At 69.8% G+C, this 15178-nt stretch carries 12 protein-coding genes and 1 pseudogene; 7 read left to right on the top strand and 6 right to left on the bottom strand.

Annotated elements, in window-relative coordinates; all coding sequences use genetic code 11:
• The first annotated feature begins 4 nt into the window (after window positions 1-4).
• Together ACFWM2_RS15975 and ACFWM2_RS15970 are read left to right on the top strand one after the other, a co-directional pair.
• Complete coding sequence (locus ACFWM2_RS15975; RefSeq protein WP_383279026.1) at window positions 5-1030, top strand: ABC transporter ATP-binding protein; 1026 nt, start codon at window positions 5-7, stop codon at window positions 1028-1030.
• 26 nt (window positions 1031-1056) lie between these two features.
• Window positions 1057-2103 (top strand): ABC transporter ATP-binding protein, encoded by a 1047-nt coding sequence (locus ACFWM2_RS15970; protein WP_383279024.1) that lies wholly within the window; start codon window positions 1057-1059, stop codon window positions 2101-2103.
• 144 nt (window positions 2104-2247) lie between these two features.
• On the opposite strand, the gene ACFWM2_RS15965 is transcribed toward ACFWM2_RS15970, so the two are convergent.
• Both ACFWM2_RS15965 and ACFWM2_RS15960 read right to left on the bottom strand, forming a co-directional pair.
• Window positions 2248-2640, bottom strand: a complete 393-nt coding sequence (locus tag ACFWM2_RS15965) for a VOC family protein (RefSeq protein WP_383279022.1) — start codon at window positions 2638-2640, stop codon at window positions 2248-2250.
• A complete protein-coding gene (locus tag ACFWM2_RS15960; protein ID WP_383279019.1) occupies window positions 2633-3136 on the bottom strand; it encodes a DinB family protein in 504 nt (167 codons plus the stop codon). The genes ACFWM2_RS15965 and ACFWM2_RS15960 overlap by 8 nt, the downstream gene beginning before the upstream one ends.
• 104 nt (window positions 3137-3240) lie before the next feature.
• On the opposite strand from ACFWM2_RS15960, the gene ACFWM2_RS15955 reads away from it, so the two are divergent.
• Entirely contained in the window at window positions 3241-4281 is a 1041-nt protein-coding gene (locus ACFWM2_RS15955) for an amidohydrolase family protein (protein ID WP_383279016.1), read from the top strand.
• Window positions 4282-4372: 91 nt separating this feature from the next.
• On the opposite strand, the gene ACFWM2_RS15950 is transcribed toward ACFWM2_RS15955, so the two are convergent.
• From ACFWM2_RS15950 to ACFWM2_RS15935, 4 genes and pseudogenes are all read right to left on the bottom strand, one after another.
• Entirely contained in the window at window positions 4373-5425 is a 1053-nt protein-coding gene (locus tag ACFWM2_RS15950) for an ABC transporter ATP-binding protein (RefSeq protein ID WP_383279776.1), read from the bottom strand.
• 92 nt (window positions 5426-5517) lie between these two features.
• Window positions 5518-5897, bottom strand: a pseudogene (locus ACFWM2_RS15945) (oligopeptide/dipeptide ABC transporter ATP-binding protein); the annotation flags it as partial.
• 579 nt (window positions 5898-6476) lie between these two features.
• Window positions 6477-8384 carry a translational GTPase TypA gene (typA, locus tag ACFWM2_RS15940; protein WP_383279013.1) on the bottom strand — a complete coding sequence of 636 codons (1908 nt, stop codon included), beginning with the start codon at window positions 8382-8384 and terminating at the stop codon, window positions 6477-6479.
• A 160-nt stretch (window positions 8385-8544) separates the two neighbouring features.
• The gene (locus tag ACFWM2_RS15935; RefSeq protein ID WP_383279010.1) at window positions 8545-10785 is read right to left on the bottom strand and encodes an ABC transporter family substrate-binding protein; all 2241 of its coding nucleotides are present in this window, start codon (window positions 10783-10785) and stop codon (window positions 8545-8547) included.
• 436 nt (window positions 10786-11221) lie between these two features.
• Here ACFWM2_RS15935 and ACFWM2_RS15930 point away from each other — a divergent pair, with 436 nt between their 5' ends.
• Genes ACFWM2_RS15930 through ACFWM2_RS15915 form a run of 4 tightly spaced genes read left to right on the top strand, consistent with a single transcriptional unit; the run spans window position 11222 to window position 15080 of the window.
• Complete coding sequence (locus tag ACFWM2_RS15930) at window positions 11222-11509, top strand: hypothetical protein (RefSeq protein WP_383279007.1); 288 nt, start codon at window positions 11222-11224, stop codon at window positions 11507-11509.
• An 18-nt stretch (window positions 11510-11527) separates the two neighbouring features.
• The gene (locus tag ACFWM2_RS15925; RefSeq protein WP_383279004.1) at window positions 11528-12349 is read left to right on the top strand and encodes a hypothetical protein; all 822 of its coding nucleotides are present in this window, start codon (window positions 11528-11530) and stop codon (window positions 12347-12349) included.
• A 20-nt stretch (window positions 12350-12369) separates the two neighbouring features.
• Window positions 12370-14313, top strand: a complete 1944-nt coding sequence (locus tag ACFWM2_RS15920) for a fumarate reductase/succinate dehydrogenase flavoprotein subunit (protein ID WP_383279001.1) — start codon at window positions 12370-12372, stop codon at window positions 14311-14313.
• Window positions 14310-15080, top strand: a complete 771-nt coding sequence (locus tag ACFWM2_RS15915; RefSeq protein WP_383278998.1) for a succinate dehydrogenase/fumarate reductase iron-sulfur subunit — start codon at window positions 14310-14312, stop codon at window positions 15078-15080. The genes ACFWM2_RS15920 and ACFWM2_RS15915 overlap by 4 nt, the downstream gene beginning before the upstream one ends.
• The last annotated feature ends 98 nt before the right edge of the window (window positions 15081-15178 follow it).

The following is a 15178-nucleotide window of genomic DNA, read 5'->3' as shown; positions in this document are numbered from 1 at the left end:
ACTCATGAGCACCCCCTTCCTCTCCGTACGCGATCTGCGTGTGCACTTCTCCACCGAAGACGGTGTCGTCAAGGCCGTCGACGGGCTCTCCTTCGACCTGGAGAAGGGCAAGACCCTCGGCATCGTCGGCGAGTCGGGCTCCGGCAAGTCCGTGACGAACATGGCGGTCCTGGGTCTGCACGACCCGCGCAACACCGCGCTCGACGGCGAGATCCTGCTCGACGACAAGGAGCTCATCACCGCCACCGAGCGGGAGCTCGAGCAGCTGCGCGGCAACAAGATGTCCATGATCTTCCAGGACGCGCTGGCCTCCCTGTCGCCGTACCACACGATCGGTGCGCAGATCGGCGAGACGTACCGCAAGCACACCGGTGCCTCCAAGAAGGTGGCCCGGGCGCGGTCGATCGAGATGCTCAAGCGCGTCGGGATCCCGCAGCCGGACGTCCGTGTGGACGACTACCCGCACCAGTTCTCCGGCGGTATGCGCCAGCGCGCGATGATCGCCATGGCGCTGGTATGCGACCCCGAGCTGCTGATCGCCGACGAGCCGACCACCGCGCTCGACGTGACGGTCCAGGCCCAGATCATGGACCTGCTCAAGGACCTCCAGCAGGAGTTCGGCACGGCGATCATCTTCATCACCCACGACCTGGGCGTGATCGCCGACATCGCGGACGACGTCCTGGTCATGTACGGCGGCCGCTGTGTGGAGCGGGGCACCAAGAACGAGGTGCTCCGGTCACCGCAGCACCCGTACACGCTCGGGCTGCTCGGCTCGATGCCGAGCCTGGACGGGCCGGTCGACGTGCCGCTGTCCCCGATCCCGGGCACGCCGCCCTCGCTGCTGAACCCGCCCACCGGCTGCCGCTTCCACCCTCGGTGCGCCTTCGTGGAGAAGGTCAAGGGTGGGCTGTGCGCCTCGCAGCAGCCGGCCCTGGAGGTCGTGGACGGGCGCGGAGCCGCCTGCCACCTCACCCCGGAGCAGAAGGGCGAACTGTTCGCCGACTTCGCCGGTTCCCGGGCCCACTGACGTACAAGAGACGGGACTTCCCCACCATGAGCACCACCGATCCCCTCCTGGACGTCTCCGGTCTGACGAAGCACTTCCCGATCAAGGGAGGCTTCCCGATCCGGCGGACGATCGGCGCGGTCCAGGCCGTCGACGGACTCGACTTCCAGGTGGCCGAGGGCGAGAGCCTGGGCCTGGTCGGCGAGTCCGGCTGCGGCAAGTCGACCACCGGGCGCCTGATCACGCGCCTGCTGGAGCCGACGGCCGGCAAGATCTCGTACCGCGGGCAGGACATCACGCACGCGGGGCGCAGGCAGCTGGCGCCGGTCCGCTCCGAGATCCAGATGATCTTCCAGGACCCGTACGCGTCGCTCAACCCGCGGCAGACGGTCGGCAAGATCATCGCCGGTCCGATGGAGATCAACGGCATCGACCCGGCGGGCGGCCGCGAGAAGCGCGTGCGCGAACTGCTGGAGACCGTGGGTCTCAACCCGGAGCACTACAACCGCTTCCCGCACGAGTTCTCCGGCGGTCAGCGCCAGCGCATCGGTGTCGCCCGCGCGCTGGCCCTGGAGCCGAAGCTGATCGTGGCCGACGAGCCGGTCTCCGCGCTGGACGTGTCGATCCAGGCGCAGGTGGTGAACCTGCTCCAGGAGCTGCAGAAGAACCTGGGCATCGCCTTCCTCTTCATCGCCCACGACCTGGCCGTCGTACGGCACTTCTCGCAGCGGGTGGCGGTGATGTACCTCGGCAGGATCGTGGAGATCGCCGACCGCGCGGACCTGTACGAGAACCCGCGCCACCCGTACACGCGCGCGCTGCTGTCCGCCGTGCCGGAGGCGACCGCGGACGACGTGCCGGCCCGGGAGCGCATCCTGCTCACCGGTGACGTGCCCTCGCCGATCAACCCGCCGTCCGGCTGCCGCTTCCGCACCCGGTGCTGGAAGGCGACGGACAAGTGCGCGTCTCAGACACCGCCGCTGGTGCGGATCGAGGGCGACAACGCCAGTCACCTGACGGCCTGCCACTACCCGGAGACCCAGGCGTCCGTCCCGGCGCCCCGTCTCTCCAAGGGCCCCGAAGTCTCGGCCTGACACACCCCTTTACCGTCAGCCCGTGACCCGCGGGACCGGCCTTCGCCGGCCCATTGACCCGAGCCCGAACGCCGGTTCCCGGGGACGAAGGCCCGTGCCCTCCGACGGAGCGCACGGGCTTTCTGCTGGGCGGCCGAGCCGGCCTCAGCCCAACTCCCCGCGCTCCACACAGAACTCGTTGCCCTCGGGGTCGGCCAGGAGGACCCAGCCGCCGCCGTCCGGCCGGGTGCGGTCCGCGATCAGCCGGGCGCCCAGACCGATCGCCCGCTCGACCTCCTCGGCCCGCGTGCGGCCGTGCGGCTCAAGGTCGAAATGGATCCGGTTCTTGGCGGTCTTGCCCTCCGGGACACGGACGAAGAGCAGGGTCGGCCCCCCGGCCGGATCCTTGATCAGCGCCTCCGGGTCCCCGGGTTTGTCGTCGTCGGCCAGCGGTCGCCCGAGCAACTCGCTCCAGAAGAGCCCGAGTTCGTACGGGTCGGCCGTGCAGTCGAAGGTGAGCGAGCGGATCGTGGGGTTCGGCCGAGGCGCGTTAGTCACCGGTCTGCCCGTCGGCCAGTTCCCGCAGGATGTCCAGGTGACCGTTGTGGCGGGCGGTCTCCTCGGTCAGGTGCAGCAGGATCCAGCGGAGGTCGACCTGCAGGCCGTCCCGGATGGGGCGCTTCGCCGTGGCGTCGAGATCATGGGCGGCCACCAACTCCCGGTAGCGGGCGGCCTGTTCCTCGTACTGTTGCAGCAGCTCGGTCAGCGGGATGTCGACGGCGATCCGCATCTCCCGGTCGGGATCCTCGTCCGTCCAGGGCCCTTCGTCCTCCTCGCCGAGGAACACCACCTGGAACCAGTAGTACTCGACCCACCGGAGATGGCTGATCAGCCCGCACAGGGTCATGAGCGGGGAGCCGGGGAGCGGAGCCTTGCGGGCGTCCTCAGGCGAGACACCCTCGCACTTGGCGCGAGCGGTGTCCCGTACGTAGGCGAGGAAGGTGGTCAGTTGGGTGCGCTCGTCCCAGGCGGGAGGCGTGTCGGTTCGAGTCATCGGGCTGAAGCATCCTCGCCCACCCGTTCGATGTCGAGCGATTAAAGAGCGGCCCTCTGTACAGGCTTGTCGCGGCCCGAGGACTGCGGTCAGAATGCGTGTTCATGGCTCTTCACCTGCGCGGAACCCTCCTGCCCGGTGGTACCCCACGCGATCTGTGGCTGCTCGGCGACCGGATCACCTTCGACCGGCCGTCCGGCGCGGCCGACACGGTCGCCGACGGCGGATTCCTGCTGCCCGGGCTCGTGGACGTGCACACCCACCCGGGCGCGACGGAGGGGGACGACCCGGTCTTCGACACCGAGGTCTTCGCCGAGCAGATCGCCGCCCATCGTGACGCGGGGACCACGGCACTGCGTTTCCCCGGGCTCCTGGGCGAGGTGCCCGCCTCGCTGCGCGACGCACCGGACGCACCGCGCATGATCACGGCGGGCCGCTGGCTGGCCTGGGCGGGTCTGTCGCAGAGCGCCGGGTTCCACACCGTCACCGACGATCTGGTCGCTGCGGCGGTTGCGGAGGCGAAGGCGCACGACGGCTGGTGCAAGATCATGGGTGACTGGGACTTCGAGGCGGAGCCCGTGCCGTACGAGATGGTGCGGACGGTCGTCGAGGCCGTGCACGCGGCGGGAGCGCGGGTCGCGGCGCACTGTCAGTCCGCCGCGGGCGTACTGGGCGCCGCCCGGGCCGGCGTCGACTCCATCGAGCACGGGATGGGCATGCCCGAGCAGTGCATCGGGCTGATGGCGGAACACGGCACCTCGTACGTGCCGACGCTCACCGCGTTCGCCGATTTCGCGGCGAACGTCAAGTCCACTCCCCGGGGCACCCTCATCCGGGACGGCTACCGCACGATGATCCGGCGAGTCCGCGAGGCCCACGATGCCGGCGTCACCGTGCTGGCGGGCACGGACTCCGCGCCGTACGGCAACGTCGCCACCGAGGTGGAGCACCTCATCGCCGCCGGGCTGCCGCCCGAGGCCGCGGTGGGCGCCGCGAGCTGGACCGCACGCGAGTTCCTGGGCCTGGGCGGCCTGGTCGAGGGCGGGTTCGCCGACGTCACGGTCTACGACGCCGACCCCCGCCTGGAACCCGGCGTACTGCGCCACCCTCGGCGCATTGTGCTGCGCGGCCGCGTCATCCGCTGACGGCCGGCTTCCCGCCTCCTGACGCGTCCGGGGGACGTCCTCGGCGCGCGGGCGGGAAACGGACTGCCGCACCCGCCACCGGCCCCGTGGCTCACTGCCCGTCCTTGGAGATCTCCTCCAGTGCCGCCAGCGCCGGGTCGAGGACGATGTCCTCGGCGCGGGCCTCGATGGTCGGCTCCTCCGGGAAGTGACATGCCGTCAGGTGTCCCTCGGTGTTCCCCGACAGCCGGATCAGCGGGGGCTCCTCCTGGGCGCACTTGTCCTGCGCCTTCCAGCAGCGGGTGCGGAACCGGCAGCCGGACGGCGGGGAGATGGGGGACGGCACATCGCCCTGGAGCCGGATGCGTTCCTTCTTCTCCGCGTCGATGTCCGCCTCGGGCACGGCCGACAGCAGGGCGTGGGTGTACGGGTGGCGCGGCCGTGCGTACAACGACGTACGGTCGGCGACCTCCACGATCTTGCCGAGGTACATCACGGCCACCCGGTGCGAGAAGTGCCGTACGACGGCCAGGTCGTGGGCGATGAACACGAACGCGATGCCCATCTCCCGCTGGACCTCCTGGAGCAGGTTCACCACCTGCGCCTGGATCGACACGTCCAGGGCCGACACCGGCTCGTCCGCGACGATCAGCTTCGGGGAGAGCGCCAGCGCCCGGGCGACGCCGATGCGCTGGCGCTGGCCGCCGGAGAACTCGTGCGGGAAGCGGTTGTAGTGCTCGGGGTTGAGGCCGACGATCTCCAGCAGCTCGCGCACCCGCGCCTCCCGGCCACCGGGCGGCCGGACGTCGTTGATCTCCATCGGCGAGGAGATGATCGTGCCGACCGTCTGGCGGGGGTTCAGGGAGGCGTACGGGTCCTGGAAGATCATCTGGATCTCGGAGCGGATCGGCGCCAGTTGCCGGCGTCCGGCCCGGCTGATGTCCTGCCCGCGGTACGTGATCGTGCCCGCCGTCGGCTCGACGAGCCGCGTCAGCAGCCGGCCCGTCGTGGACTTGCCGCAGCCCGACTCGCCCACCAGGCCGAGGCTTTCGCCGGGATGGACGTCGAAGGAGACGCCGTCCACCGCCTGGACGGCGCCCACGGTGCGGCGGATCGGGAAGCCTCCCTTGACCGGGAAGTGCTTTTTCAGGTCGCGGACCTGCATCAGCGGTTCGCCCCCCGGCGCGTCCCGCTGTTCGGGAATCGCGTCGGCCGTCACCGCGGTACCGGTGTTCTGCTCGCTCACAGTCGGCCCCCTCAGCCCAGCCGGGGCTGAATCGTCTCGGTGAAGATCCGGTTCTTGCGGTCCGGGGTCAGATGGCAGGCGGAACCCCGGCCCACCGGCAACTCGGGCCGTACGTCCACACAGCGGTCGGAGCCCTCGACCTGTTCCATGAAGGCACAGCGGGGATGGAAGGGACACCCCGACGGAGGATTCAGCAGCGAGGGCGGCGCCCCGGGAATCGGCGTCAGCGGCTCGTCGACATCGGCCGACAGCCGCGGCATCGAGCCCACAGCCCCCAGGTGTAGGGATGCTGGGGCGACTTGAGCACCTCGCGGACCGTGCCCCGCTCGACCGCGCGGCCCGCGCACATCACGAGCAGGTCGTCGGCCATGTTCGCGACCACGCCCAGATCGTCGGCGGCCGCCACCGGGTGTGGACGGCCACTGGTCGGACCCTGCGGATCAGGAGAGACGGATGCCTATCGAGCGCGGCGCGTGAGCGCGCGAAGTGCGACAACTCGTAGATGAACACGCGTAGTTGGCATTGGATGCCTCCTCATGACTCAACCGGGTGCACGGACAGGAGGGGTCCATGACTGTCCTCCGAAACCCCTGACGGAGGGTCAAAAACCCCACAGTGCTCGTGAGTCGGCGCTGCCCCGCAGCGCATGACCCATTGACCCGAGCGTTACGCGGCTGACTATCTGGCATGAGCCAGCTACCGACCACGGTCTTTAGGTCTCGGTTCAATCACAGCCGACCGGTACATCTTCCAAAATATGGGCAATCGGATCCGCCGGAGAAGCCCGCGAAACGGACGTGTTACATGCGTATCGGGTGAGGGTGTCCGGACTCCGGACACCGGACACCGGACACCGGACACCGGTGGCGGGAAACCCGGTTGCGCGGAACGGCCGGAACGGCTGAATCCAACGCGCAGCAAAAACCCGGGTGCCCCCAAGAAGGGGACACCCGGGCCGGGTCGGGCAGGATCAGCCGTGCTTGGCGCGGCTCGCGGAGCGACCGCGCTCCTTCTGGTCGAGGACGACCTTGCGGATGCGAACGGCCTCCGGGGTCACCTCGACGCACTCGTCGTCGCGGCAGAACTCCAGGGACTGCTCCAGCGAGAGCTTGCGCGGCGGGACGATCGCCTCGAACGAGTCGGCCGCCGCCGACCGCATGTTGGTGAGCTTCTTCTCCTTGGTGATGTTCACGTCCATGTCGTCGGCGCGCGAGTTCTCGCCGACGATCATGCCCTCGTACACCTCGGTGCCGGGGTCGGTGAACAGCACGCCGCGCTCCTGGAGGTTCGTCATCGCAAAGGCGGTGACGGCGCCCGCGCGGTCGGCGACCAGCGAACCGTTGTTACGGGTCGTCAGCACGCCGAACCACGGCTCGTGGCCCTCGTGGATGGAGTGGGCGATGCCCGTGCCGCGCGTACCGGTCAGGAACTCGGTACGGAAGCCGATGAGACCGCGGGAGGGGACGACGAACTCCAGCCGGACCCAGCCCGAGCCGTGGTTCGACATGTTGTCCATGCGGCCCTTGCGGACGCCCATGAGCTGCGTGACCGCGCCCATGTGCTCCTCGGGCACGTCGATCGTCATGCGCTCGACCGGCTCGTGCACCTTGCCGTCGATGACCTGGGTGACGACCTGCGGCTTGCCGATGGTCAGCTCGAAGCCCTCGCGGCGCATCTGCTCGACCAGGATGGCGAGCGCGAGCTCGCCACGGCCCTGGACCTCCCACGCGTCGGGACGCTCGGTGTCGAGCACGCGCAGCGAGACGTTACCGATCAGCTCGCGGTCGAGGCGGTCCTTGACCTGGCGGGCGGTGACCTTGCGGTCCTTGACGGCAGCCTTGGCGGAGGCGCCCTTGCCGGTGCCGCCACGGCCGACCAGCGGCGAGGTGTTCGTACCGATGGTCATCGAGATCGCCGGCTCGTCGACCGTGATCAGCGGCAGCGCGATCGGGTTCTCGGGGTCGGCCAGCGTCTCGCCGATCATGATGTCCGGGATACCGGCCACGGCGCAGATGTCACCGGGGCCCGCCATCTCGGCGGGCTTGCGGGTGAGCGCCTCGGTCATCAGCAGCTCGGTGATGCGCACGTTGGCCATCGTGCCGTCGCGCTTGATCCACGTGACGGTCTGGCCCTTGCGCAGCTCGCCCTGCTCGACCCGGAGGAGGGCGATACGGCCGAGGAAGTTGTCGGCGTCCAGGTTGGTGACGTGCGCCTGGAGCGGGGCGGCCTCGTCGAACTCGGGGGCCGGGACGTGCGACAGGATCGTGGAGAAGAAGGGCTCCAGGCTGTCGCTGTCCTGCGGGACGGTGCCGTCCTCGGGCTTGGTCAGCGAGGCCACGCCGTCACGCGCACACGCGTAGACGATGGGGAACTCGATCTGCTCCTCGTCCGCGTCCAGGTCCAGGAAGAGGTCGTAGGTCTCGTTGACGACCTCGTCGATCCGGGAGTCGGGACGGTCGGTCTTGTTGATGCACAGGATGACCGGCAGGCGCTGCTGGAGCGCCTTGCGCAGCACGAAGCGGGTCTGCGGCAGCGGACCCTCGGAGGCGTCGACCAGCAGCACGACGGCGTCGACCATCGACAGGCCGCGCTCGACCTCACCGCCGAAGTCGGCGTGGCCGGGGGTGTCGATGATGTTGATGGTGATGACGTCGCCGCCATCCTTCGGGTGGTACTTGACCGCCGTGTTCTTGGCCAGGATCGTGATGCCCTTCTCACGCTCCAGGTCGTTCGAGTCCATCATGCGGTCGTCAAGCGACTCGGCGGCGTGCGCGGCGAAGGCACCGGCCTGCTTGAGCATGGCGTCGACCAGGGTGGTCTTGCCATGGTCGACGTGGGCGACGATGGCGACGTTGCGGATGTCGTGGCGCGTGGCCATATTGAGGCGCTTCTCCCGGAGTGAGTGGACGGCCTCCGCAGCGCGGGGCCTGCCGGGCTGAACACGCCACGGCCTTACCCCATGGTACGTGGCCCTGACGGAGGAGGCCTCCGCAGGGCCACGCGGGCCGGTCCAGGAGGGCGCTTCCGGCGCCCCGAGCTCACTTCTGCGACGGGGCCGCCGAGGGCTTCGCGCCCTTCTTCAGGAAGCCCATGTCCTCGTAGACGGGGCTCTGGAAGCCGAAGGCGCCGGCGTTGGCGAGGTTCGGCCGGGCCGCCGTCAGCTGGGGGCGCTGGTAGAGGGGAATCGATCCTGCTGCGGCCCAGATCCGGGCGTCGGCCTTGCGCACCAGGGACCGCGACTCGCCCTCGTCGAGCTCGGCGATCGCCTGGTCGAAGAGCTGGTCGACCTGGTCGGTGCCGACCCGGGTGTAGTTCTGCTCGACGTTCAGGGAGCCGTCGGCCGCGGGGACCGGCTTGGCGTAGATGGGCCGGGCGTCGGTGGCCGGGAAGGCGGAGGCGGGCCACGAGTACAGGGCCAGGTCGTACTGGCCGGACGCGATGTGGTCCTTGAAGTAGCTGTCGTCCGAGACCTTCGAGATCTCCGTACGGATCCCGACGCGGTCCAGCATCTTGGCGATCCGGTCGCCGACGGTCCGCAGCGACTCCGAGCCGGGGCCCGAGGGGAGCACGAAGCGCAGGGTCAGCGGCTTGCCGTCCTTGGCGAGCGCACCGGCCGCGGCGCCCGCCGGCGCGGCCGTGCCCTTCGGGGCGTACGCGCCCGGCGCGGCACCCTGCTCCACGGGCCGGTGCAGGTACTGCTTGCCGGCCTGCTCGTCCGCGCGCTGCGGCTTCTCCTTCGCGTGCTCCTTGTGGCTCTTCGAGTGGTCCTTGGGGTCCTTCTTCTTCTCCCGATCGGCCTCGGAGAGCCGGTGCGCGGGCTTGTTGTCCTCGCCGACGATGTACGTACCGTCGTCGCCCGAGTCCGTGCCGTCGTCGGGCTTCTTCCCCTCGGACCCGGCCGCCTTCCCGCCCTTCTTCTCCTCCTTGACCGGGCCGCCGGGCACCCAGCCGGCGTCGGCGAGCAGCGATTGCGCCTCAGCGGTGTCCTGTCCGCCGAGGGCACCGCTGTTGTCGGCGTACGCCCGCTGGCCCGAGAGCGCGAGGTGACTGCCGACCGGTACGGCGGGCAGGCCCAGCGGCTGGAGCACCAGCCGGGCCAGCTCCTTCCGGTCGATCGCGCGGGCGACGGCACGGCGGACGCGCTCGTCGGCGAGCGGACCCTCGGAGCCGTTCAGCGCGAGCTGGGTGAAGGCCGGTTCGAGGGACTTGCGGACCACGAAGTCACGCAGGGACGACTGCCGGGCCGCGTACTTCGCGGCCGCCTTCCGCTCCTTCTTGCGGGCGCGGTACTCCTTGGCGGCGGCCTTCTCGTCGGAGCCGTTCGCCACGGCCCAGGAGTGCAGCGCCTTGGCGGGGGTGCTGCCGGCGCTGGGGCTCCGCTGCGCGGTACTGCCCTTGGCGCCGCCGGCGACGGTGATCCGCCGGGCCTCCTCCGGGTCGATCTCGGCCAGGTCGACCTTGTCGGCGGCGAGGGCGGCGGCCCGCTGGTCCCGGGGTACGGCGCGCAGCACCAGCTCGGACAGCTTGGCGGGGCGGCCCCACCAGCGCGGGTTGCGGGTGAGGGTGACATCGCCGTCCTGGCGGTCGACCTTGTCCAGCGAGAAGGGGCCCGCGGTGACCTTCAGCTTGCGGCGGGCGCCGTCGTTGAAGGCGTCCGGGGTTCCGGTGACGTCCTTCGGGTACAGCGGTGAGAACAGCGACTTCCAGTCGGCGTACTGGCGGCTGAAGGTGACTCTGACCTCCAGGTTGTTGGCGCCGCGCTCGATCTTCTCGATGCGGTCGTAACCGGCGTTGCGGGCCGTCCAGTACGAGGTGTCCTTGCCGGACAGGGCGCGCCACTGGGCGACGAAGTCGGCGGCACCGATCTCCCGGCCGTTGCTCCAGACCGCCTGCTGGTTGAGCTTGTAGAGCACGACCTGCTTGTGGTCGCTGTCGACGACCTTGGCCGACTCCAGGAAGTCGGCGTTGCGCACCGGGCGGCCCATGGCGTCGAGCCGGTACATGGAGGGCAGGACAGCGCCGGCGATCCGGGAGGTCGCGGGGTCGGCGTCCGCCTGGAAGGCGTTCAGCGTCTCCGGTACGGCGTCCACGGCCCAGCGCAGTGTGCCGCCGTCGGCGATCAGGTCACGGCCGGCGGGCGCGATGTCCTGCCCGGCGACGGGCTTGCCCGCCTCGTCCTCCGCGCTGCACGCGGCGAGGGCGGGCACCGCGAGTGCGCCCGCGGTGAGAAACGCGACCGAGCGCATTACCGCGCGCAGTCCGACGCCGTCGTGGGACATCACTGCAACCTCCGGGTCACCGCTCCGCTATGGGGGCAGGGTCGGCTCTGATCACGTTTGGCGGTATATGGAGCTGATCAGATCTATGCAGCCACTGAAGGGGAGGGGCGCGCCCGGGCGCCGCCGACACGGCGGTGACACTCCCCAAGCCCACCCGTGCGGCGCAATGGGCTCCGCCCTCGGGGCCCCCTTGTCGCGCCGACGCGCTCGTCCTCGATCGCCGGAGAGGCTGGTTTTCCGCCCGTCCGGCGATCGCGGAGCGGGGGTCCGGGGGTCGGCCCCCGCGCACGCGGAGCGTGGGGGAGGCGCGTTCTGGGGGGTGCGAGCCGGGAATCCGTGCAGATCTCTTCACAGGGGCTCGTGTGACGCGCGACACTCGCAGGCGCATGAACGTTGCCGCCTTGGGCCGCTGGGTCCGTGGAAGTGAGGGCAAGTCATGTCCGTGCACGACGACTTGACGTCCGTACAGCGATGCCTCGACGACCTCCAGAGGTCGGTGGGGCGCCTGGAACAGCAGATGGACGGCGGACTGGAAATGCGGCGGGTCCGCACCGACGCCGACCACCTGCGCGAAAGCGTCGCGCTGCTGCGCGAGGCCGCCCCGGGCCTGACCGCACCCCGCCGCCCCGACCTGGTGTCGATCCCCGACACCCCGTACGACAGCTCTCTGTGGACCGACTCGGACGACGAGGGACTCGGCGCCCGCGACCGGCATGCCCCCTGACCCCGACCGGAGCGACAGTTGACCACTGGCACGGAACCCCATCGGAACAGCGGCGGCGTACGGACCGGCACGCGCGCCGCCATCACCGCCCCGCATCTGCGGACCGACCGCTGGTGGCTGGCGCCCGCCGCCACCGCGGCCGGGCTGCTGGCCTTCATCGTCTACTCGACGTGGCGGGCCTTCGCGGACACGAACTACTACGCGGCCCCGTACGTGTCGCCGTTCTACTCGCCCTGTCTGGCCGACCGGTGTCAGACGATGCACTCCGGGCCCAACGCGGACCTCTTCGGGAGCTGGTGGGGCATCTCCCCCGCCGTCATCATCCTGATCTTCCCGCTCGGCTTCCGGCTGACCTGCTACTACTACCGCAAGGCCTACTACCGCGGCTTCTGGGCGAGCCCGCCGGCCTGCGCGGTCGCCGAGCCGCACAAGAAGTACACCGGCGAGACCCGCTTCCCGCTGGTGCTCCAGAACATCCACCGGTACTTCTTCTACGCGGCCATCGTCGTCGCCGGGATCCTGACGTACGACACCGTGCTCTCCTTCCGCGACGAGCACTACCAGTGGGGACACATGGGGCTCGGCACCCTGGTCTTCCTGCTCAACATCACGCTGATCTGGGCGTACACCCTCTCGTGCCACTCCTGCCGGCACATCGTCGGCGGGAAGCTGAAGCACTTCTCCAAGCATCCCGTGCGCTACCGGATGTGGCAGTGGGTCGGGAAGCTGAATGCCCGTCACATGCTGCTCGCCTGGGCGTCGTTGGTGAGCGTGGCGCTCGCCGACTTCTACGTGTACCTGGTCGCGTCCGGCGCCTTTGACGATCCGACCATCTTCTAGCAAATCAAGAGAGGCTTCTGATGTCCGTGGTCGATCGGCAGGAGTGGGACGTCGTCGTGGTCGGTGCCGGGGGCGCCGGGCTGCGCGCCGCCATCGAGGCACGCGAGCGTGGCGCCCGTACGGCCGTGATCTGCAAGTCGCTGTTCGGCAAGGCACACACGGTGATGGCCGAGGGCGGCATCGCGGCCGCCATGGGCAACGTCAACTCCGGCGACAACTGGCAGGTGCACTTCCGCGACACCATGCGCGGCGGGAAGTTCCTGAACCAGTGGCGCATGGCCGAGCTGCACGCGCAGGAAGCCCCGGACCGGGTATGGGAGTTGGAGACCTGGGGCGCCCTCTTCGACCGCACCGGGGACGGCCGGATCTCGCAGCGCAACTTCGGCGGGCACGAGTACCCGCGGCTGGCGCATGTCGGCGACCGGACGGGGCTCGAGCTCATCCGGACCCTCCAGCAGAAGATCGTGGCACTTCAGCAGGAGGACATGAAGGAGACGGGGGACTACGAGAGTCGCCTGAAGGTCTATCAGGAGTGCACGGTCACCCGGATCCTGAAGGACGGCAGCCGGGTCGCCGGCGCGTTCTGCTACGAACGCGAGTCGGGCCGCTTCTTCGTCCTCGAAGCGCCTTCCGTCGTGATCGCCACCGGCGGCATCGGCAAGTCCTTCAAGGTGACGTCGAACTCGTGGGAGTACACGGGCGACGGGCACGCACTCGCGCTGCTCGCCGGAGCGCCCCTGCTGAACATGGAGTTCGTGCAGTTCCACCCGACCGGCATGGTCTGGCCGCCGTCCGTGAAAGGCATCCTCGTCACCGAGTCGGTGCGCGGCGACGGCGGGGTGCTCAGGAACTCCGACGGAAAACGCTTCATGTTCGACTACATCCCGGACGTCTTCAAGGAGAAGTACGCGCAGTCCGAGGAGGAGGGCGACCGCTGGTACGAGGACCCGGACCGCAACCGGCGTCCCCCCGAGCTGCTCCCCCGCGACGAGGTCGCGCGCGCCATCAACTCCGAGGTGAAGGCGGGCCGCGGCTCCCCGCACGGCGGTGTCTTCCTGGACGTGTCCACCCGCATGCCCGCCGAGGTCATCCGCCGCCGACTCCCTTCCATGTACCACCAGTTCAAGGAGCTGGCGGACGTCGACATCACCGCCGAGGCGATGGAGGTCGGCCCGACCTGTCATTACGTGATGGGCGGCATCGCGGTCGAGTCGGACACGGCGGCGGCCCGCGGAGTGCCGGGACTGTACGCGGCCGGGGAGGTCGCCGGCGGTATGCACGGCTCCAACCGGCTCGGCGGCAACTCGCTCTCCGACCTGCTGGTCTTCGGGCGCCGGGCGGGCCTGCACGCGGCCGAGCACGCCACCGGGCTCACCGGGGCACGTCCCGCCGTGGACGAGGTGCAGATCGACACGGCGGCCGCGGAGGCGCTGCGGCCCTTCTCCGCGGAAGGTCCCGAGCCGGGCAAGGAGAACGGGCGTCCGCCGGAGAACCCGTACACGCTCCATCAGGAGCTCCAGCAGACGATGAACGACCTGGTCGGCATCATCCGGCGCGAGGGCGAGATGGAACAGGCCCTGGAGAAGCTGGCGGATCTGCGGGTGCGCGCCCGCCGGGCGGGGGTGGAAGGGCACCGGCAGTTCAACCCCGGCTGGCACCTCTCCCTGGACCTGCGCAACATGCTCCTCGTCAGCGAGTGCGTCGCGCGGGCCGCGCTGGAGCGCACCGAGTCCCGTGGCGGCCACACCCGCGAGGACCACCCGGCGATGGACCGCACCTGGCGCCGGCTCAACCTACTGTGCCAACTCACCGATCCGACGGGCGGGCTGGCCGCCACGGATCCGGTACGCGGTCAGATCGACCTCGTCCGTGAGACCACCGAGCCCATCCGTCCCGACCTGCTGGCCCTCTTCGAGAAAGAGGAGCTGGTCAAGTACCTCGCCGAAGAGGAGCTCTACGAGTGAGCAGCTACGAGGCCCGCTTCAAAGTGTGGCGCGGGGATGTCGAGGGCGGTGACCTGGAGGACTTCAAGGTCGAGGTCAACGACGGCGAAGTGGTGCTGGACATCATCCACCGCCTCCAGGCGACCCAGACGCCCGACCTGGCCGTGCGCTGGAACTGCAAGGCCGGCAAGTGCGGTTCGTGCTCGGCGGAGATCAACGGGCAGCCGCGGCTGCTGTGCATGACGCGGATGTCGGTGTTCACCCGGGAGGAGACGATCACCGTCACTCCGCTGCGCGCCTTTCCGGTCATCCGCGACCTGGTCACGAACGTCGGCTTCAACTACGCCAAGGCACGGGAGGTGCCGGCCTTCGTGCCGCCGGCCGGCGTGGGCCCGGGCGAGTACCGGATGCAGCAGGAGGACGTGGACCGTTCCCAGGAGTTCCGCAAGTGCATCGAGTGCTTCCTGTGCCAGGACACCTGCCATGTCGTCCGTGACCACGAGGAGAACAAGCCGGCGTTCGCCGGGCCCCGCTTCCTGATGCGCGTCGCCGAACTGGACATGCATCCCCTGGACGCGGCCGCCGAATCCGGCCTGGACCGCAAGCGCTCCGCCCAGGACGAACACGGTCTCGGCTACTGCAACATCACCAAGTGCTGCACGGAGGTCTGCCCCGAGGGCATCAAGATCACCGACAACGCCCTGATCCCGCTGAAGGAACGCGCGGTCGACCGCAAGTACGACCCGCTGGTGTGGCTGGGTTCGAAGATCAGGCGGCGGCCGGTCTAGGGCCTCTCCGGCGGCCGTGGGGGGGGGGGGGGGGAGAGAGGGGGGGGAGGGAGGGAGGGGGGGCGAATGGACACGCACCGCCCAACACTCGCTCCTCC

This window comes from Streptomyces sp. NPDC058371, from assembly GCF_042723265.1.
Taxonomy (GTDB): domain Bacteria; phylum Actinomycetota; class Actinomycetes; order Streptomycetales; family Streptomycetaceae; genus Streptomyces.
This window is presented reverse-complemented; position numbering and strand designations above follow the sequence as displayed.

Bases quoted from the DNA above. Each gene is read 5' to 3' on its own strand.
- ACFWM2_RS15950 (WP_383279776.1), bottom strand. From the start codon at position 5,425: ATGCAGGTCCGCGACCTGAAAAAGCACTTCCCGGTCAAGGGAGGCTTC.
- ACFWM2_RS15975 (WP_383279026.1), top strand. From the start codon at position 5: ATGAGCACCCCCTTCCTCTCCGTACGCGATCTGCGTGTGCACTTCTCC.
- typA (WP_383279013.1), bottom strand. From the start codon at position 8,384: ATGGCCACGCGCCACGACATCCGCAACGTCGCCATCGTCGCCCACGTC.
- ACFWM2_RS15935 (WP_383279010.1), bottom strand. From the start codon at position 10,785: ATGTCCCACGACGGCGTCGGACTGCGCGCGGTAATGCGCTCGGTCGCG.
- ACFWM2_RS15920 (WP_383279001.1), top strand. From the start codon at position 12,370: ATGTCCGTGGTCGATCGGCAGGAGTGGGACGTCGTCGTGGTCGGTGCC.
- ACFWM2_RS15955 (WP_383279016.1), top strand. From the start codon at position 3,241: ATGGCTCTTCACCTGCGCGGAACCCTCCTGCCCGGTGGTACCCCACGC.
- ACFWM2_RS15960 (WP_383279019.1), bottom strand. From the start codon at position 3,136: ATGACTCGAACCGACACGCCTCCCGCCTGGGACGAGCGCACCCAACTG.
- ACFWM2_RS15970 (WP_383279024.1), top strand. From the start codon at position 1,057: ATGAGCACCACCGATCCCCTCCTGGACGTCTCCGGTCTGACGAAGCAC.
- ACFWM2_RS15930 (WP_383279007.1), top strand. From the start codon at position 11,222: ATGTCCGTGCACGACGACTTGACGTCCGTACAGCGATGCCTCGACGAC.